Source organism: Paraburkholderia bengalensis (assembly GCF_037126505.1).
Taxonomy (GTDB): Bacteria; Pseudomonadota; Gammaproteobacteria; order Burkholderiales; family Burkholderiaceae; genus Paraburkholderia; species Paraburkholderia bengalensis.
In genome coordinates, this window is record NZ_JACFYJ010000001.1 from 137587 (window position 1) to 157012 (window position 19426).

General features: G+C 58.1%; 16 protein-coding genes. 2 read left to right on the forward strand and 14 right to left on the reverse strand.

Features of this window, described 5'->3' with window-relative positions; all coding sequences use genetic code 11:
• Positions 1-13 precede the first annotated feature (13 nt).
• The 8 genes from H3V53_RS00655 to H3V53_RS00690 all read right to left on the reverse strand — a co-directional run bounded on the left by H3V53_RS00655 (position 14) and on the right by H3V53_RS00690 (position 9747).
• Entirely contained in the window at positions 14-460 is a 447-nt protein-coding gene (locus H3V53_RS00655; protein WP_336596241.1) for a glycosyltransferase, read from the reverse strand.
• Positions 345-1079 (reverse strand): hypothetical protein, encoded by a 735-nt coding sequence (locus tag H3V53_RS00660; RefSeq protein WP_336596242.1) that lies wholly within the window; start codon positions 1077-1079, stop codon positions 345-347. The genes H3V53_RS00655 and H3V53_RS00660 overlap by 116 nt, the downstream gene beginning before the upstream one ends.
• Positions 1027-2448, reverse strand: a complete 1422-nt coding sequence (locus H3V53_RS00665; RefSeq protein ID WP_336596243.1) for a glucosamine inositolphosphorylceramide transferase family protein — start codon at positions 2446-2448, stop codon at positions 1027-1029. The genes H3V53_RS00660 and H3V53_RS00665 overlap by 53 nt, the downstream gene beginning before the upstream one ends.
• Before the next feature lie 126 nt (positions 2449-2574).
• Entirely contained in the window at positions 2575-3768 is a 1194-nt protein-coding gene (locus H3V53_RS00670; RefSeq protein WP_336596244.1) for a glycosyltransferase family 4 protein, read from the reverse strand.
• A gap of 52 nt (positions 3769-3820) precedes the next feature.
• Positions 3821-4609, reverse strand: coding sequence for a glycosyltransferase family 2 protein (locus H3V53_RS00675; RefSeq protein ID WP_336596245.1), 789 nt, complete (start codon positions 4607-4609; stop codon positions 3821-3823).
• 78 nt (positions 4610-4687) lie between these two features.
• Entirely contained in the window at positions 4688-5980 is a 1293-nt protein-coding gene (locus H3V53_RS00680; RefSeq protein ID WP_336596246.1) for a glycosyltransferase family 4 protein, read from the reverse strand.
• Positions 5981-6080: 100 nt separating this feature from the next.
• The gene (locus tag H3V53_RS00685; RefSeq protein ID WP_336596247.1) at positions 6081-7364 is read right to left on the reverse strand and encodes a lipopolysaccharide biosynthesis protein; all 1284 of its coding nucleotides are present in this window, start codon (positions 7362-7364) and stop codon (positions 6081-6083) included.
• A 193-nt stretch (positions 7365-7557) separates the two neighbouring features.
• Positions 7558-9747, reverse strand: coding sequence for a GNVR domain-containing protein (locus H3V53_RS00690; RefSeq protein ID WP_336596248.1), 2190 nt, complete (start codon positions 9745-9747; stop codon positions 7558-7560).
• Positions 9748-10050: 303 nt separating this feature from the next.
• Here H3V53_RS00690 and H3V53_RS00695 point away from each other — a divergent pair, with 303 nt between their 5' ends.
• Entirely contained in the window at positions 10051-11886 is a 1836-nt protein-coding gene (locus tag H3V53_RS00695) for a glycosyl hydrolase family 28-related protein (protein WP_336596249.1), read from the forward strand.
• A gap of 94 nt (positions 11887-11980) precedes the next feature.
• Here the strand turns inward: H3V53_RS00695 and H3V53_RS00700 are convergent, their stop codons facing one another.
• Complete coding sequence (locus tag H3V53_RS00700; protein ID WP_336596250.1) at positions 11981-12211, reverse strand: hypothetical protein; 231 nt, start codon at positions 12209-12211, stop codon at positions 11981-11983.
• A 227-nt stretch (positions 12212-12438) separates the two neighbouring features.
• Entirely contained in the window at positions 12439-13569 is a 1131-nt protein-coding gene (locus H3V53_RS00705; protein ID WP_336596251.1) for a porin, read from the reverse strand.
• Between the two features lie 547 nt (positions 13570-14116).
• Here H3V53_RS00705 and H3V53_RS00710 point away from each other — a divergent pair.
• Complete coding sequence (locus H3V53_RS00710; protein WP_336596252.1) at positions 14117-14668, forward strand: 4-hydroxylaminobenzoate lyase; 552 nt, start codon at positions 14117-14119, stop codon at positions 14666-14668.
• A gap of 65 nt (positions 14669-14733) precedes the next feature.
• Here the strand turns inward: H3V53_RS00710 and H3V53_RS00715 are convergent, their stop codons facing one another.
• The 4 genes from H3V53_RS00715 to H3V53_RS00730 form a co-directional block, all read right to left on the reverse strand.
• Positions 14734-16101, reverse strand: a complete 1368-nt coding sequence (locus H3V53_RS00715) for an MFS transporter (protein ID WP_336596253.1) — start codon at positions 16099-16101, stop codon at positions 14734-14736.
• A gap of 287 nt (positions 16102-16388) precedes the next feature.
• Entirely contained in the window at positions 16389-17363 is a 975-nt protein-coding gene (locus H3V53_RS00720; RefSeq protein ID WP_336596254.1) for a LysR family transcriptional regulator, read from the reverse strand.
• Positions 17339-18169, reverse strand: a complete 831-nt coding sequence (locus tag H3V53_RS00725; RefSeq protein WP_336596255.1) for a gamma-glutamyl-gamma-aminobutyrate hydrolase family protein — start codon at positions 18167-18169, stop codon at positions 17339-17341. The genes H3V53_RS00720 and H3V53_RS00725 overlap by 25 nt, the downstream gene beginning before the upstream one ends.
• Positions 18166-19422 carry an NAD(P)/FAD-dependent oxidoreductase gene (locus H3V53_RS00730; protein WP_336596256.1) on the reverse strand — a complete coding sequence of 419 codons (1257 nt, stop codon included), beginning with the start codon at positions 19420-19422 and terminating at the stop codon, positions 18166-18168. The genes H3V53_RS00725 and H3V53_RS00730 overlap by 4 nt, the downstream gene beginning before the upstream one ends.
• Positions 19423-19426 lie beyond the last annotated feature (4 nt).

Sequence of the window (19426 nt, forward strand, 5' to 3'; positions counted from 1 at the left end):
TTAGTCGCGACTCTCATGGGCGAAGAGAATCCAGACGTTCCTTATTGTGGAAGCGCGGAGAACCGTTGCGGCGCGCACACTCTGCTGCACAGGCGTCGATAATTTCCTTGACAACATTGCTGGAATCAAACCTCGACACGGATGCGCGCACCGCGGAGCTTTGCGGAAGCTGGCGGTCTCCCATCACGATGCCTTCCAATATTGCGGCTAACTCCTCCGCTTGACCGGCTTTATAAAGCCAACCGTTGACACCCGTTTCCACGATATCCCGCGCGCCCGCGCAATCGGAACTGACACATGGCAACCCTCTGGCCATCGCTTCAGACAAAACCATAGGGAACCCTTCAACGGTCGATGTCAAAACTAGCGCCGAAGCGGACTCGATGTTCTCCCAAGGGTCGACTTTCCACCCCAGCCATTCGATCCGATCGGTCATGCCGTATCGATGTGCACAATTCATCAGCTTTTTTTTGGTCTGGCCCGTCACCGATGATCGTCGCCTTCCACATTCCGCCGACGCCCGCAAGCGCAATCAAAAGATCCTTGATATTCTTGGGATACTCGTAAGTCAGTCGACCGACGTACAGGAATCGCTTCTCCCTTTCTGGACGCGTGATCTCTTGCGAGCTGTGCTTCACATCGACCGGATTGTGTACCAGATAAATGCGCTGCCCTTTCAGTTCCGCAGCGTTCGATAACAACCGTTCGTTCGCTGAATTGATACAGAGGTGAAAGTCCGCAGTGCGCAGCTCCGATATGTGCTCGTCTTGCAGCGTCTCATGAAACCATGCGCCAATTGGCGCCTCATGTAGAAGAAGAAACCTGATCGGACGCGCGAGTTTTAGCGCTGCACCATCGGCACACAAAAGAACATCGGGCTTAAACTGTCGCAACGCTATCGCAGATAGCAACGCATATTTGACATAGCGCCGCCAGCGGCTTTCATGCGGGTCTCCGATCACGCAACTATTCAGGCCTTCCAGCCAGCCCTCATGCGTCGACCCGCCCAAAAGAAAGAGCTTTCCTTCATGCCCCTGTCGGGTTATCTCGCCCAGGACGCGAGCTATCACCGTTTCCATCCCGCCCCGTCCAAGACGGCCGAAGCACAAGATCGCTATTTTCATCGCCCTTCCTCCTGGATGGCCCGCGCCGTTGCCGGGTTGGTGTCCATCGGCTCACCCTTCTTTTTATGTCTATCACGGCGAGATCGCCCGCCTGGTTCCAGGTGTGCACGCCATCGAAGCCCTTGAGCGGTTCCCAGATATGTGCGACTCGCTCTGCATATGTCGTCCTGGTAAGCGTGGTTACCTCGCATAAAACTACGGCTGCACCATAGGTGCGTTCACAATCCTGAGCTGGGCGGATTAACCTGTTCGCCCCGTCCCGGAAAACGTTTCCGGCCATTCTCGCCGACCTGCAATCCGACACGATGGGGTTGAGTGGATGCGGCGTCCATGGCCCAAATGGATTATCGGCGTAGAAGAGAGACAATTCATCGTAATTCGGCTCTCCACTGCTCGCGATGCTGGTCCACATCCACCACGTGTCATTCTCGTGAAAGAGCGTCGTGTCGGCAGCGATGACGTCATTAAGCAACACCTTGTGCAATTCCCAGACTACGGGAAATGTGGATGCACGATACACCTCTATCGTTCCATTCGCCGACGTCTCCGGAATCATAAAGATTGCGCCGCCATACTCGAACAAAAACGGATAGGAAAGGTGGTAGGGGCGGCGTAGCACGACTTGTGGCTCGCCGATGAATCGCTCCCCCCGTGAGTCGACCATTACATGGCTGATAACGCCGCAATTATCCTCATAAGAAAGTTCTTCGAAGAAAAGATGAGACTGACCTGACTTGTCAGTCCACAGAAATGGATCGGCATAGAAATGATCGCTGCGTCCGGGTAGGTGGTGCCACTCCCGTTCGGACAGAACTGCCGGTAGCGGCCCCCCAACTCGTCGACCCGACTTCGGCAACGACGGCTCGCTCCGGCGATGCTCCAATCTGTGTGTGGCAAGCGTCCAATGCTCGTCATGGTATAAGAACGACGCAATCTTCCGCCTAACCCGCTTGAATAGATGATGTGCACCAAACCGCAACACGATGCCTATGGAGACACGGTCTTTTATGTCCGGCAATGGTCCGGAAATTTCACCCAGATCGCGGGACTCGACACCGGGCTCACGCCGCGCCCGACCTAACAGCGCCTCACAACGGCGCACGCATTGCTCGAGCGATCTGCAAAAAACGTCCTTCTCCGGCAGCGCGAGATAAGACTCGGCGAGTACGCGATGTGTCGATTTTCCAGAGTCGCGCTCCAGCACCTGAATGTGCGGTGTAATCCTACGAAGCAAAACGTTCCACAACGCAGCCATACCCGGCCTGCCATTGAACAGCACGACAAAGTCTGACTCGAGGTCAATCCCCGTCAGTGATTCGTTCATTGCCCGTCTTGTTGTGTGTCGCTCGATCCACATCCAGACTCTAAGCGATGCAGGATACTGCCTCGTATGCATCCCCCCTCCTCATATTGGTGTTGGCTGAGTCGACGTTCCCGCGATTGCAAATCCTTACCCCATTGAAGGCACAACCCCCATCGCTGGAGCTTCGCGTGCATGCGCGCGATAACGCGACACCACTCGTTCCATCGCATCCAGCATCGTCGAACCAGCCGCTGACCAGTTCAGCCTACTCGAATACTGCTCAAAGGCCCCCAGACACAGGCTCAGATACTTCTCACGCTCGCTCATTGTGTTGACGATGTAGTCCGCCCATACTTCCGGCGGATCGTCTAACGCAAATAGGTTCCCGTTGACGCCCGGTATGACTGAAGTCGGAGTTCCGCCCGTCTTATTGGCAAGAATCGGAACGCCAAAAGAGCACGCCTCCGAGAACACGTTCGCATTGCATTCGGCGACGGCGGGATGAATAAGAAATGTCGCGCGTGCAAAGCTGGCCTGAATCGTTCGCGACTGTTGCTCGTTATCTCTTGAAAGGAAGCCATATTCCATCGCCCACTCGCGTCTAGCACCCGGCCTGCATCCGATGATATCGATGAACGCTTTAATACCGCGTTGACGCAGCTTTTCCGTTACTGCCAGTGCAAACTCGCCATTTTTTCGCTCCCAGGCTACGCCTACGAAGAGCAGCCTGATCTCATCGCCACGCAAGCGGTCCACTGACAGGCAGCGCACAGTCGATGCCTCCAGCCCGCTGGAAAAGTTGGAGCCGAACGGAATCACACGTACTTTCGATGAGTCAAGCCTGTAAAGCGATACGGCGCGCTTGGCGGCCCAATCGGAGCTGAATACGACCATATCGGAGGTCTCGAGCGAGATTCGCTCGAGGATGTCGCCATCGCGCCGGTTACGCGTGGTCATCTTTTCGAACTCTGGATAATAGTCGACGATTCCGCCAAAGCTCGTATCTGTCCAGATAATCTTCGGCACCTCCGTTTTCACATAGGTGACCGCGATTGCACCAGGCGAGAGCACAAGATCCACATCCAGTTCCCGCAATTTTCGGCTCGCCTGTTCCGAATAGGCCCGTACTACGGACGGTTCTCGTTCAAGTTGATGAACATTTCCAAGGAGCCTTGCACACAGCGAGCGCGCCAGTGCCGGTGCGTCTGGCTGCTTGCGAAGACCGCCGATATAGACAATTTCCGCGCCCGCGCTGGCAAGCGCTCGAGGAATTTGATAACCCGCCCCGGACCATGCATTCGGATCGTGTGCGTCATAGGGCGTAATATAGGCAATCTTCATTTCAGTTCCCTTTGTGACTAGCGGTATTCAGCGTTGCGGTCATGATGGAAGGTCACGCATAACCTCTAAGCATCGAACGGAGCATGATGAACAGAATCGTGAATTGCTTTGGCGCCCACAACAGATGGCCAACTCGCTGATCGAACGTCTGACGCTCTCTTCCCATCGCGTCGGCGAATAAACGAACGTACTCGTCGTCGAGTTTTTGTATGTATTCTGGGCCGCCCGTAATCGTTTCTGCGTAGCGGCGGAATGCACCCAGTGGTCGCGATATACCGTAGAACCGTCGTCCCTGCAGCTTGAAACGCAAAAAGAGTTCGGCATCCCAGCAGATCCGGTTGTCCTCGTTAAAGCCGCCCGCCTCTTTGTAAACTGAAGCGCGAAAGAAGTAGCCTTGCTGAAACAGATTCATCGCCTGGTAGGCGAAGAAGCGTTTTCCAAACGAGGAAGGAAAGTATCGCCGGATTAATGCGTCTTCCTGATCGGCAATGTACCCGCCCCCGTGAAGCACATCGACGGTTGGCTCCCGGTCAAAGAAGCCGCTGACGAATCGCAGCGATCTGGGAAGCAGGAAGTCGTCTGCATTCACGAAACAATAAATCTGGCCGGTTGCCCGTTTAAAGCCGTTGTTCAATCCGTCCGCTGGCCCTCTATCTGTCTCGTAGACACGGACGACGCTGTCTCCATACGAATCGATGATGTCGCGACTGCCGTCGGTGCTTCCTGGGTCCACCACGATCATCTCGATAGGCACGCCGTCTTGCCACAAGACGGAATCAATGCATCGACGCAGATACTTACCCTTGTTAAAGGAAATCGTCACCACGGAAATCTTGTTCACCGGAGTCCTCGTGTACGTAAGTAATGGGCGATGGCTAATGTATTCGACCGACGACCATCATTCCCATTTGCAACGATGTCAGGAAAGGGAGTTCGTCTTGATACTTTCAGTACGATGGCTCCCACGAGCCACAAGCAGCCTTCCATACAGCGCATTGAGTTGATCACCGTACTTGTCCTGGCTGTGTTGGTCGCGAACGAAGGTCCGGTTTCGTACGCCGATGTCTCGAACCAGCGAAGGATCGCTCAGCGCCTTCTCGATCGCCAGTCGTAGCGATGCAGCGTCGCCGGGTGGCACAAGCGCACCATGCACGCCATCTTCAACGACGCTTCCCGCATTGGGCGTCGTGATCACGTAGCACCCACATGCGAGTGCTTCGAACACCACTCGCGCGGAGCCTTCGGCCAAGGACGGAAACAGAAATATCGGTATCCCCGACATCAATTCCGCCAGCTTCTGTCTGGAAACGAATCCCAGATGGAGAACGTTAGAGCGGGAAAGGAACGCCTGATAAATATGACGCTCTTTCTCATTAATGCCGCCCGCGACGGTCAGCACCCAGTCCTTCGAAGCCGTCGCTTCCAATGCCTGAATGACGAGATCGAATCCCTTTCGTCTGGATACCTCGCCGGCAAAAAGGATATGGTTCGCTCCACTCGGTTGAGCAGCCGGCGGAACACAGTCGACGAACTTCTCGTCCAGACCTTGATAGACGACGCTAATCTTGTTTTTGGGCGTTCGATGCAACATCAGCGTTGTGCGGACGAATTCGGAATTCACGAGCACGTGATCTGCCGCGTCGATATCCGCCATTACCCGCTTCCACATAGGCGATAATTTTGTCCTCGGGATCAGATCCGGGGTGGGGATGACTCCGCCATGGTCGACCATGAACTCGAGTACCAACGGACTAGCAATCGAGTGATCGCAAAGACACAGCATGCCCATCCGCTTTGCCAGATCAACGGAACTGCCGCCATATCCTGCCCGATAGTGATAGATCTGCGCCTGACTCCGCGCAATCGGCCGACGCGCAAGCCAGCCATACAACTGAAGGCCTATGCTCTGCAGCCGGTTGTTGAGGTCATGAAGGTGAAGTAGCTTTCCGCACGCCACACCAGACTGGATGAATAACTCGGCTAACCAGACCGATCTCACGCGTGATTCGGGCAGTCCAGAGCTTGCACGATCGAGGAATCGCGCCACGGGCGGAGACAGTCGGGCAATCCATCTGGCTACCGGCCCCATCAAATGCCCGGTAGGATACGCACCGGTCAGAAACATATCGAGCGCCCCTCGCCGCGCGGCCTCGACGGCTGCGGAAACCAGATGAAACCGGAACACACCGTTCGAAATGATCACTTTGTGCATGGCGCTTCACATATCTCTCGTAGTAGTACTTAATTACTAACCGTTACCTGTATCCCGATTGTCTGGCATTCGACACTTCTTGCTATCTACAGCGTACGGTTCATCGTGTAGCCAGGACAGACCCGCACTCGTTAGCGTATTGCCCAAGAAATTGCCTGACGTAGATGAAGCAGGTCAACGCCATCACGAGCTCGGTAGTCAGCATAGCGAGGGAGGCACCCTCTATTCCCGACCACCGTCCGGCAATATACGCTGCTGCCAAGCTCAATGCTGATACCGCAACATAGATGATCGATACGGTGCCCAACTGATTAACGGCTGTGAGCAAGATCAATCCAACCTGCCATATTCCGGAAAATGCCGTAATAAGCAGAAGAATGTTGAACAGTACTGGCAAGTAACTGATCTTTCCGTGAGTCCAGATCGAGAGGATGACCGGCGCGGCAAAATAAAGTATCGATGCAACGCCCAGCGAGGCCATCAGTGTGGCCCACGTGCCATATCGATACAGCGTTTGCATGGTCCCGTAGGCGCGTTCGCCGTATCGCCGTGAAAACTCCGGCCAAAGTACGCGACCAAGCATGTTCACAGCCTGAAATCCGACTCGGGACAAGGTTCGATAGGCGCTGAATACGGCGAGTGTCGGTGTGCCGAACATAGTTCCCACCAGCAACACCATGCCCTGCAGACTCAGCGCGTTGGCAGCAGGCAGCGATAGGTAAGACAGCCCGGGTAGAATCATTGCTGTCAGTTCGCTGCGGCTTGCTTCGCGGGTGTGCCAACGGTACTGCGGATAACGACGGGTCACGTAGATCCACGTGATCACGTTAGCGAGCATACGTCCGCATAGCAAGCCGAGACCCACGTGGAACAGCGATCGACCCAGCACGAGTCCGACTATGCTACCTATCCATTCACTGAGACGGCCGAGATTCAACGCAATGATTCCCTTCGCGTAAGCATCGCTGGCGCGAAAGACGGCTTCAAAAAGCCCGCAGAATACGCACATCAGGGATGTAATGAGCAGCATTGACAATGTCAGCCGGTGTTCGATTTCCGACCCGGTGTCTCCAAAGCTGAAAAGCCATAGCCCGGCGAGCACGACTGTACCAACGACACCGATCGCAAGTAGCGCAAACGCCAGCAGGCTGTGAAAAACGCGCTCCGCACTGCGCACGTCTCCGCCCGCAGCAAGAATCGTCATCCTGTTCATGCCGACGGATAGAATGCCCACGTCCATCGCTGACATATAGGCGGGTATGGCCGACAGCATCAGCCATTCGCCATAAAGCGAAATGTTCCAGAAATGCAGGAAGATGGGCAACGACAGCAATTGAATTGCGATCGTTACAGCCTGGCCGAAGACATTCGCGCCCAGCCCCATCGAAATCCTATATAGCCCTCGTCTCATCTTGCCCCTGCGCCATCGGCATATTGGCTTCTGCGACGCTCGAAACCGAAGTTGAACAAAGTCCCGCTCCGCGGCGCTCAAATGAGCGAGCGGTACGCGGAGATGACATTGAAACGGACGTTAGCGATTGTCGCTATGCAATTTGCTGAAAGGACTCAACGTATTGTCATACGTGATCGGGCACGGCACCACCCGAATACGTGTAATAACGTGAGTAGCCCGTCATATAGCTCTTCGCGCTCTGGCGTACGTCGGTTACCAGGATTCCGTTGAATTTGACGCCGGCTTGCCTGAACCGTTTATTGGCTTCCGCTATCTCTTCATCGGAATGCGCTCCGTTCCTTATGACAAGCAGCTTGATAGTCGCGAACCTGCCAATCAGCACGGCATCGGTGACCGCAAGCGCCGGCGGTGTATCGACGATAACGAGGTCATAGCGACCCGCCAGTTCGTCGAACGTGCGTTTTGCCGAGTGACGAAGGAGCATCTCGTCGGGTGATGCAAAGAGCGAACCTCTACTCAGGAAATCGACGCCAGGCATGACGCCCTGATGGATGAGTCCCGCGACGGGATGCCCAGCAAGTGCTTCCGCCAGTCCCGCGCCTTGATCGAGCCCAAAGTTCGCGTGCAGGTTTCCACATCGCATGTCCGCATCGACCAGCAGTACCCGCCGCCCCGCAACGGCAGATACAGCCGCGAAATTCACGGACAGGAACGACTTACCCGCGCCTGTCCGGATACCTGTGATCATGACAATGTTGGGTCCTTTTGTCGCGATATCGATCGCGCCTTGCAATGCCACTCTCAGGCTACGTAGGCTTTCGACAGCCTCGTCCTGAGGCGCATGGAGCGCGAGCACCCGTTCGACAGCATTGCTGCCGCCCGTTTGTCGCTGAATGAGTCTCTGACGCGTGCTGCGAGGCACGACTGCGAATACGGGCAACCCTGCCGCGCGCTCGATGTCGCTCGAGCGGTCCGCACGTTTGGCCACCGCTGCGCGCGCTTTGGCCATTCCCACGCCAACAAGCAGCCCTACCATCCCTGCGATCAAAACGATCAACGACCGTTTGGGTTTGATCGGCGATTCGGGAACCATCGCCCGATCCACGAGCCGCGCGCTACCTAACTCGCCCGCCTCGATCACTCTGAGCTGCTGCGCGTTGTTCAGCATGTTCGTGTAAAGCTCGTTGTTCACACGTACGTCGCGCTGCAGGCGAAGCACGTTTTGCTCGGTATCGGGCAGATGTGCCACACGCTCAGAAAGTCGGGACTGTTCCTGCTTCAATAGTGCGATCTGCTTGTCGACGGTTGCAATGGACGGGGTCGAAGAGGTGAAGCGTTGCAGCATTTCCGCGCGTTGCTGCTGGAGTGCGATCGTCTTTGCACGGTTGTCGGCGACGTCCTTCACGAGTTGCCGTCCCTCTTCGCTGAGATCGATCGTGCCATTCTCATTGCGAAACGCGTTGTACCTTTGTTCCGAATGTTCCAGCTCGCGACGCAGAATAGGCAGTTGGGTGTCGAGAAATTCGAGCGAACGTCGTGCTTCCGCCGACCTGCGCTGCACATTCTGACGAATGTACTCATCGGCCACCGCGTTGACCACGCGTGTGATCTGCGCCGGGTCCGAACCGTCGAGCGACAGCGACACAACACCGGTCTCCTTGGTCTTTTCGGTTATGAAGAGCTCCTTCTGCAAACCGTTGATGGTTTCGAGTGTCGAGTCCCGCCGGAGCTTGAACTGACAGTCGGGAGACGCGATCAGCGTCGCCACCAGCAGCTCAATTGGGCCTTTTACTGTGTCCACCCGCAGCGGCTGCCCCACCTTTCCGCTGGCGAGCAAGTTCCCGCCGGGCCCTCTCAGGTCGAATTCTTCACGATCACGCGCAATCAGAATGAATTCGCGACCTTCAAGTGCCCGCGGAACGTCGAAGCGAGAGACCGTGATCTTCTCGCCACCCCATGCGTAGCGTGAAAGCCCCAACACGGGCGCAGCCCGGTCGTCATCCGTGTGGCGCGAGGCCCACCATCTGCCGATAACCGGGAAGTAGCGCGGGGAGACGTCGATGTAGAGTTGCAGATCACTCACGGCTTCTGCGATGACGAGCCGCGAGCGCATCAATTCCATTTCCGTATCGGCAGTGGTCTTTCCGCTCGAGTTGAGGATTTCCTCGATACGTCCGATCCTTTCTCGATCCCTCTCACGTTCGGATGGTCCACCTGCTTCGACCTGAATGACCGCGTCAGATCGATAAACGGGCGGCGCAAAGCACGCGTATGCGAGGCCCGCCGCAAACACGATTGAGGCTACCGTCGCGACAAGCCGCCATTGTTGGGCGAGCCACGACAACTGGTCCATGAACTGAACTCCGTCTTCGTACCCCGGCTCATATCGACGCATATCGGTAGGTTGACTCATAGCGTTGGTTCACCGTTTCCACAGCGCTTCATATAGAGCGCCGCACAACAGGCGCCTCATGCGATGACACAGTCAATCGTGTGAGGCGTTCGGACTCAATGCTCGCCGATGCATGCACGGGTCGATCATATTCAAATCGAAAGGGCCGCCAATTTTTGTTGACCGATGCCGCCAACATCTTGGCGGGTAAGGAACCGTCAAAGCGCCAACCAATCGGCTTTTGAAGAAACAGCACGGGTATGCTTGATACTGAGGATCAAGGTTGGTTTCGATGAAGCGCACGAACAGTCCCGCGCGAGCAAGGGGGAGCCCAAATTGCCTTCGAGAAGAGACGCGCTCAAGTTGTGTCTGGCCAGTTGTGCGCTGAGCGTTCCAGGGCATGCTGAAGGTCCATCTTTAGATCGCGAGGCAGCTCATTCGAATCTGCACGATCAGACAAACCGTATCGATGACACCGCCTCGCGCAGGGACGCAAGTTGCCCGAGTCCCGCCGATTCGTCGCCAGCCTATACCGTAACCAGTCGAGACGATTCCATCGACGTCAGAACATTTGGGGCGCGCGGCGACGGGCGAACCGACGATACGGCGGCTATCCGCGCCGCTGTCGCGCAGGCATTCCCTACCGGCAGACATGTCTATCTTCCCGCCGGGCGGTATCTCATTAGCGACACGCTCGAACTCTCGCATCGGTATAGCCCCAATGAAGGCGACATCGCAAACAACGTGATCGCGGTGACTTTGACAGGCGACGGACCTCACTCCACCTGGCTGATCTGGGCCAGCGATATTCCACTGAATGTCGCTCGCAAACCAATGGTGCTCCTTGAAGGCTTCGTTGGATTGCAGCGCCTTACGCTGACGGGCGGCCGCAAATACTCACGTGCCTCGGCTCATACGCCGTTCTTCGGCGTCGTCTGTAAAGGGACGTGTTGGCGAAATGTATTGCAGCAGGTCGACATCCGGTATGTGGCCGTGTGCTTTTCCGCCGGAATCGCAGAACGATATACGACCAGCAGACGTCGTGGCATCGAAATAGACCCGGAATCGGGCGGCATCGACCTCAATGTCGATTTTGCGCAAATGCGTATCGCTAACTGCGAATTCCGCTCCGAAGTGGTGGAGTTTGCCGATGGCACGTGGAACCCCGAGACACTCAAAGATAGCCATGGACGATCGCTCGCGGAGCAATGCGTTGCGCTCGAGGTAGGACGACAGCAAAGCGTGAATATCGAGTTCGACAACTGCGTGTTCGACAACTCGAACTCAAAAGCACTTCAGACCATTCGCTTTGCGAATGCGGGCGATGTCATGTTTCGTAACTGCCTGCTGTCCGCACCTTCGATCTCCACAGTCAATACCTATGCGATTCAAGAAGAAACCGACTCTGGCGGTTCCAACATTTATCTCGACCATTGCTATTTGATGGGAGGGGTTGCGTCGCTGAATACCACGCAAGGCACTTTACGCATCCGAAACAGCAACGGAGAAAACGTTCCACCCGACACCGCGCTGAACGGTGTAGTGGATCTGGTTCGGGTCATCGGACAAGGCACCACGATTGATATTGACGGCTTCGACATCGGCCGTGGCAATCATCTAAAGCAGATCACGCTCAGCCACGCCGAGCAGTTGCGCGACGCGACGACCAATCCCTCTGGCAATACAACAGCGGCGTATGAACGTCGCCTGTACTCGCTGCGCAATATCACGGGCATCTCGAAGATAAGGTGCGGCCATGAAACGTTTGCTTTCTCGGGACGCATTGAGGCCGTCACAAGCCTGTTACCCGATTTCACCGCAGCGCTTGGCAAACGCCGCATCCCTACGTCTTACATGGCGCGCTCTCTGGACGATTCGGCGTGCCGTGCAGGATTTGTATCGACAGTTCAGCGCGGCGGTCAATGGATGTACAGCGCAACGCTCGACGCGCATAACTGCATCGCATGGTTAGTGGACGTCGACGCCACGACATGTTATGACTTTTCGGTTGACGTGCACGTCGAACTACAAAGAAATGGCGCGCCGCCGGCGGTGAGTTCAACGTATGCGCTACGTTTCACGACAGAGACAGACGTCTGATCGGCAACGGACCCAATTCGGGTGTTTTCCTGCTTGGCGGCGTCACACCCACCAACGGGTATGGTTTTCTGCAAAGCGGAAGCTGCGTCTCCATTCATTCGCAGCACATCGTGCCACCAGCACGCGCGGCATTTGCGCGCATCGAGCTTTCAATTGATCCGCCTGCTTCACGATACGCTTCCGCAGCGATCGGCAAGGTGCTTTTTGGACCTGCTGGCGCCAATGTGATCTTGCCGTCTGTCATCGCCCCGCCATTCGAGGCTCCCAGCATGCCATCGATGGGTGTCTGGCAGCGCGGCGACTTTGTACGAAAAGCATCTTCCATCCATGCAAACGCTCGTCCGGACAGTCCGCCCGCCGTTTTTGGTTGGCTGCGCGAAACGAATGGTAACTCGAATGTCGAGGGTGCCGACTGGCTTGCGCTGGGGGGGGCTGTCGAGCGATTAACAATGTCGCAGCTTAGTCTGATTCATGACGAAAGGAACGTTACGAAGACGAGTTACGTAACGCAAAGCCTCGCCTCCGGAATCGCGATGGCCGCTCGCCGGACCATCAGAACGTATGCCGGATGCCTGCAATCGCACCAAGTTGGCCCACACCCGCGGCAGGCGTCGTGCCACCGCCACCCGCGCTGACGGAATAGCGCGCTTGCGCGCTATTCCACAAGTAAGCAACGTTGCCGTACACTGCCGTGCGCTTCGAGAGGAAGTACGTGGCGCGCAGGCTCGTCATTGTCGCGCGCGCGTCCTGTTGCTGAACGATCACACGATACGCCTCGCCGTCGATGGCCAAGACGGGCGTCACATAGCATTGCGCGCCGAGAAAGAACAGATTGGAACGTACGTCGCCGCCCGGTCCGCTCGATTCGACGCGACGCCCCACCCATCCACCGCCGACCTTCACGCCCGCGACATTCACATAGCCATTCGCCTGAAGCCGCGCATCCTTGTCGCCTGTGGCTGTGATCGGAAATGGCGCGACGCCGTCGAAGAAGTTGGCGGCCGCGTTAGTACCGCCACGCTGTTCGTCATAAGCTGTCGCCACGCCGAAGTAGGTGCCGTCGTATTTAAGCATCGCGCTCCATTCGCGGCATTGATTCACGTCGCCAGGCACCTGTCCGGCGCATGTTCCCTGCCCCGGTGAATTGCCCGTGCCCGTACTGTCGCGTCCGAACGACCAGGAAGCGCCGACGGTAAATCCGTAGAATTTGCCTTTATAGACGACTGTGTTATCGCTTCTTGCGTTCGGCAAGAATGCGTCCAGCGCGCCGATGCCGTAGATGTCGGGCCCGAGAATATCGGCATCCGACAGCACCCAGTACGACATCGTGTATTGACGGCCGAAGGTCAGCGAACCCCAGACCCCTTCCAATCCGACAAGCGCCTGTCGTCCAAACAGCCTACCGCCTTGACCCGAGTCGCCGCCTTTGATGTTGAACCCGCTTTCGAGAATGAATACGGCCTTGTTTCGTCCGCCCAGATCTTCCGCGCCGCGCATGCCCCAGCGCGATGGCAACTCGCCGGTGATGCCCGGCATCCGGATTACGTGGTCGCCTGCGGCGTTCGCGTGCGAAACGTACTCGATGCCCGTGTCCAGTACGCCATAGAGCGTGACACTGCTTTGCGCAAACGCCGTCGTGCCGAATAGTCCCGCTGCCAGCGCCGCGATCCTGCCATATTTCATGTGGTCTCCGTTCTCTCAAGACAATCCTTTGGATGACGAATTGAATCGTCGCTCGATAAATACATGTCGGCGAGCTTAGGGTTCGACAAAAAAAAGCAACAACGGGGAAAACATCGATTGCCGCTCACCGAGCGACGTCGGGGGGCGAAGGCGGGAGGATTTTGCCACTCGGATTTGCGCGACAGCTCTGGAAATTCTTCTATCGCAAACGTACTACACGGCGCAAATCTTCTCGCAACGACGAGATTCGCTCATGTACCGTCATTGCAAACAGGACCGTGAAATGTATTCAAACCAATATTGAACGAAGCGAACAAGGTACGCATAACTGACGGCACGCGGCAAATAGGCGGAGAAGTGCGAGTCGCGTCGTCTCACAACGTTCAAGATGCGTGATTGCAATATGCACGACATGCATCATTGATTTGCAGGAGTTTCGCTTCTTCGATTGACTTTGCTATGGCATCTTGAGATCGCCACCACGCACATCGACGCACGCGTTACGCGACGACGACGTGCAGGGCCATCACACTCAGGAGATAGCGAAATGTCCGAATCCCCCAATTCCAGCACCAAAGATCAGCTTGTCGCGCGTTGCCTGCCCTTCCTCGCCGAAGTGAAAAACATGACGACGGGCACGGAAGTAGAGCAATGGCTGAACACGAAATATGGCGTCGATAGCGAGCTCTATCAGGAGCTCGCGCGCCTCATTACGCGTGGCGTGGAGGAAGGTTGGGCAGCCGATGTCGAGATCGCCGGCCCAAAGTACCGACGCGCCCGACTCGTCGCGCCCGCTGCAGAAACGTTCTATTTCAGCATCACGGCCGTGTTGATGGACAGCACCGCCAACACGCAGGGCAATCCTGACAACGCGTTTCGCGGCGACTATCACTCGCATCCTTATGGCGAGTTCAATCTTGTCGTGCCGCTCAACGAAGGTGCGGCACTCGCCGGACCCAACGGATGGTGTTATGGCGGCTGGACCGCGCCCGCGCCGGGCAGCCACCATTTTCCGGAGGCAAAAGGCGGTGCCGTGATCGCGTTGTTCTTCTTGCCATCGGGGCGCATTGCATACGACGTCAAACCGCCCGTTCAATGACAGGCAAAAGCACTGGGAGCCTCACATGAGGCTTCCAGTGCTCGATAGAAATCGTTTAGCCGTTTTCAGTGCGCAAGCGATTCGCCGTCTGGCAGATCGGATACTGCTTCATTGTAACTCACCGCCTGCTTGATCATCAGCGCCACGCACGATACCGTGCCCGCAATCGCGACGACCGTGAAAATGCCCGGCAGACTGACCTGCTGCCGCGTCAACTCCGCGACCAGAAACGAGCCCGTGATGCCGCCGAAGCGGCCCACGCCGAGCATCCACGCAACCCCCGTTCCGCGACCGGCCGTTGGGTAGAACGCTGCCGCCAGCGCGGGCATCGACGCCTGCGCGGTATTCACGAGCACGCCGGCGATGAACACCGCGCACATCAGCAGACCGATATTGCCGACCGATTGACCGATCGCATACACGGCGACTGCACCGAACGCATACGCTGCCGCCACCACGCGATTGGGATTGAAGCGGTCCATCAGCATGCCGCACAACACAGTTCCCGCGCCGCCTAGCGGAAACAGTGCGGACACGAGTGCGGCGCGTTGCGGCGTGAGCCCCGCATCCTTGAGCAGAACGGGCATCCAGTTGACGAGTCCATAGAAAATGACGAGTCCCATGAAGTAGCACAGCCACAGCATCACGGAACCTACAATGAACGAGCGTGACAGCACGATTCGAATGCCGCCCTTGCTTTCTTCTTTTGTGCGCTTCACACCTTCCTGCAAGACGAAGGCGTGAGCAAATTGCGCGTCAGCGCTGATACGCACAAGCACGTTGCGAATCTTCTCCGTTGGCTTCTGCTTCGACACCATGTAACGGATCGACTCGGGCAAGCGCAACGCGAGCACGACGGCAAGCAGCATCGGCACCGCGCCGCCGAGCAGCAGCACACTGCGCCAACCGAACTGCGGAATCATCCAGGCAGCGAGAAAGCCGCCGAATGCAGCGCCCAACGGAAAGCCGCAGAACATCAGATTGACGATGGTTGCGCGCCGCCCGTCCGGGCTGAACTCGCTCATCAACGTGACAGCGTTCGGCATCGCGGCGCCGAGTCCAATGCCCGTGACGAAGCGCAATGTCGTCAGTTCCGACAAATTCTGCGCAAACGCGGACGCAAAACACGACACGCCGAACAGCAGCACCGACACAGTCAGTACGACGCGCCGCCCGCAACGGTCCGACAGCGGGCCTGACAGCAATGCGCCGGACGCGAGTCCGAATAGCGCGGCACTGAGCACGGGTGCAAGCGCCGCCTTGCCGCTATGCCACTCCGACAACAGCGAAGGCGCAATGAAGCCGATCGCCGCCGTATCGAAGCCATCCATCAATACGATCACGAAACACATCGCGAACACGAGCCACTGAAAACGCGAAAACGGGTGCTCATTGATGAGCGCTTGTACATCGACAGTCCTTGTCTCTTCCATTGCATCCTCACTAATGGGATTGAACTGCCGGCGCCGCCACGTCAGCGCACGCTGCGTGTCTCACCGGTCATCGCAGCCCAGATTAAGAGCGTCAAATATCGCCAACAACCCGGCGAATCACGCGAACGTCGCGCGCACGTATGCCGCAAGAAGCAGAAGCATCGTGCGATGTTCACGGTTAGGCTCAAAAAGCCGCTTTTTCCCAGCTATTTCGATGAAGTTCGCGCGAACGTGCGTGACTCGAGCCCACGGTGAATTGTCTGCATACCGATCTTGAACGGAATCGATCAGCTGCTTCGCACCTGCCGCGCGACATCGGCGAGTTGATTGCGCAGCCATTGCAACGCCGGATCGGCGTCGTTGCGTTCATGCCATACGGCGCGCACGGCGACGTTGGGACATTCATACGGTGTCGCGCGCATTTTCAGTTCGCCATAGCGCTCCAGTTCACGGCCGAGCGACGACGGCACGAGCGCCAGCATGTCACTGTGACGCAGCAGCGCGGGAATCGCGAGCGAGTGCGCGACCGACATGCGCATGCGCGGCATGTCGGCGGCATCGGCAAAGGCGCGGTTGAGGGCATCACGATTGAACATTTCCGATTGCCGCGCGAGCCCCCGCTCGACGATAAAGCCGCTCACTGCCCCCTCTTCCTCTCCGCCCTGCGAGATCGCGATCATCGGATGAACAAGCAAGTCGTCGCGCGTGAGCGGCCGGTCGGCGATCGGGTGATCGCGATGAAGCAGCATGACGTCGGTCTGCTCCCAGAGCGTCGTCGAGCGGAAACGCGTCGGCACATCCGCGAAAATGCCGATCGCCACGTCGATCCGGCCTACGTCGATCTGCCCCGCGAGATCGAGGCGCGTCGACGGCCGCACGACCAGATCGACGAGTGGCGCCTCTGCATGCAGACGCTGACTCAGACGCCCCAGCACCAGCAGCGTGATGTAGTCGTTCGCCGCCACTACGAACTTGCGTTGCGCAACGCGCGGATCGAATGCATCGACGCCGAGCGCGGCGCGGATCTGCTGCAGCGCGCCGCGCACGTGCGCGGCCATGCCGATCGCGCGCAGGGTCGGCTCCATGCCCTTGCCTGTGCGCACGAACAGATCGTCGCCGAGCACCTCGCGCATCCGCGCGAGCGCATGGCTGATGGCGGACTGGCTCAGATGCAGACGCTTGCCCGCCAGACCGAGATTGCGGTCTTCGAAAATCGCGTCGAACACGCGCAACAGGTTCAGGTCGATGCGGTCTGCTGACATGGTTCAACGCCCTTTGATGTGCGGCTGCGGGTAGTGTCGCGTGTTGTGTTCGCGCGCCTGTGGCGGCGGCAATGCGAGCCGAATGCCGCAAACATCGCGCGCGACAATGCATCGTCTTCCAGCATCACTTCGGGATGCCACTGCACGCCGAGCGCAAATGGGTGTCCGTCGAGTCGATACGCTTCGATCAATCCGTCCGATGCGCGCGCTTCGACGACCAGCCGTGGCGCGAGCTTCGCCACGCCCTGACGATGCAGCGAATTCACACGAACGCGCTGCGCGTGGGCGAGCGTCGCGAGCATGCCCGTTGGCGCGAGTTCGACGTCGTGGCGATAGCGATAGCGCGTGTGCAGATCTTCCGAAGGATCTTCGAGGTGATCTTCCGAATGTCCGCACGCGTGGATATCCGTATGCAGCGTGCCGCCGAAAGCAACGTTCATCTCCTGAAAGCCGCGGCAGATCGCGAGGACAGGCATGCCGCGCGAGGCTGCGGCCTGCATCAACGCGAGCGCCGTGTGATCGCGGTCGGGATCAACGAGCATGTCGGCGCTTGCTTGTCCGCGATAACGGTGCGCTTCGACATTCGACGCGCCGCCCGGAAACAGCAATCCGCTCACGGCATCGAGATACGCGTCGAACGCGTCCACATCACGCGTGGCGGGAATCAGCACGGGGCTGACGTTTGCGCCCGACATCAGCGCGCGGACATAGCTGTGCTTCGCGCTGTGCAGGTCGTGTTCGCCGGCAAAGAAGCGGTCGCACACCACGCCGACGAGAGGTCGATCGTGCGTTTCATCACCCATCATGCGACTCCCCGAGCGGCTTGCGAATCGCGGCTCGCCAACGCCTTGAGATCGAAAGCAGGGTCCCGCACTTCGTCCGCCCACACTTGCACGCCGCTGGCGAGCAGCTTGCGCGCAAGCATGTGATCCTGCGGCCGGTTGATGCTGTCGACAGCAATCAGCGTCTTGTCGCGGAAGTAGAAGAGCGAGCACTTCCTGTCGTCGGCGCAGCCACGCACTGCGAAGTCGGTGAAGCCCGCGTTCACGCCCGCCATCTGCAGCTTCAGGTCGTATTGATCGGACCAGAACCAAGGAATCGCGCGATACGGCTCCGACCGGCCAAGAACCGACGCCGCCGCCGTCCTGGCCATATCGTTTGCGTTCTGCACGGACTCGATGCGGCATGCCCGCGCGTCGGGCGGTGCCCAGTGCGGAACGAACGATGCACAATCGCCCGCCGCGACGATCAGCGGATCGGACGCGCGCGCGCAGGCATCGACGGTAATGCCGCCTTCCACGTGCAGTCCGCAGTTCACGGCGAGTTCGGTGTTGGGAATCACGCCGATACCGACCACCACAAGGTCGCAGAGCACGCGCGTGCCGTCGTCCAGTTCGACGGACACGATGCCATAGGCGTCGTGCAGCGCGACCACCCTGCGGCCCAGTTCAAACGCAACGCCGCGCTCGACGTGAGCGCGCAGCATGAACTCCGAAATCCACGGCGACGCGACGCGCGCCAGCAGGCGCGGCTCAGTCTCGACGACGGTCACGTCGAGTCCCTGTTGACGCAGCGACGCAGCCGCTTCGAGGCCGATATAACCGCCGCCGATCACCACGGCACGCCTTGCCGAACGCGCGCTCGCTGCAAGCCGCCTCGCATCGCGCAGATCGCGAAGATAGTGAACGGCATCGAGCGTCGCGCCTGGACAATCGAGCTTGCGCACGCGCGCGCCCGTCGTCAGCGCGAGATGGTCGTACGCGATGCGCGAGCCGTCGTGCAGTTCGATCTCGCGCCGCTCGCGGTCGATGCGGGTCGCGCGCGTCGCGGGCATCCGCTCGATCTTCTCTTCGTCGAAAAACGCCTGCGAGCGCAGCGGCAAACGCGCTTCGGCATAACTGCCCGTCAAGAAGCCCTTTGACAACGGCGGCCGTTGATATGGCGCGTCGGGCTCGTCGCCGAGCAGCAGGATACGGCCGTCGAAGCCGAGTTCGCGCGCGCATGCGGCAAGCTGAACGCCCGCATACGACGCGCCGACAATCACCAGCGTGCGTTTCATGATG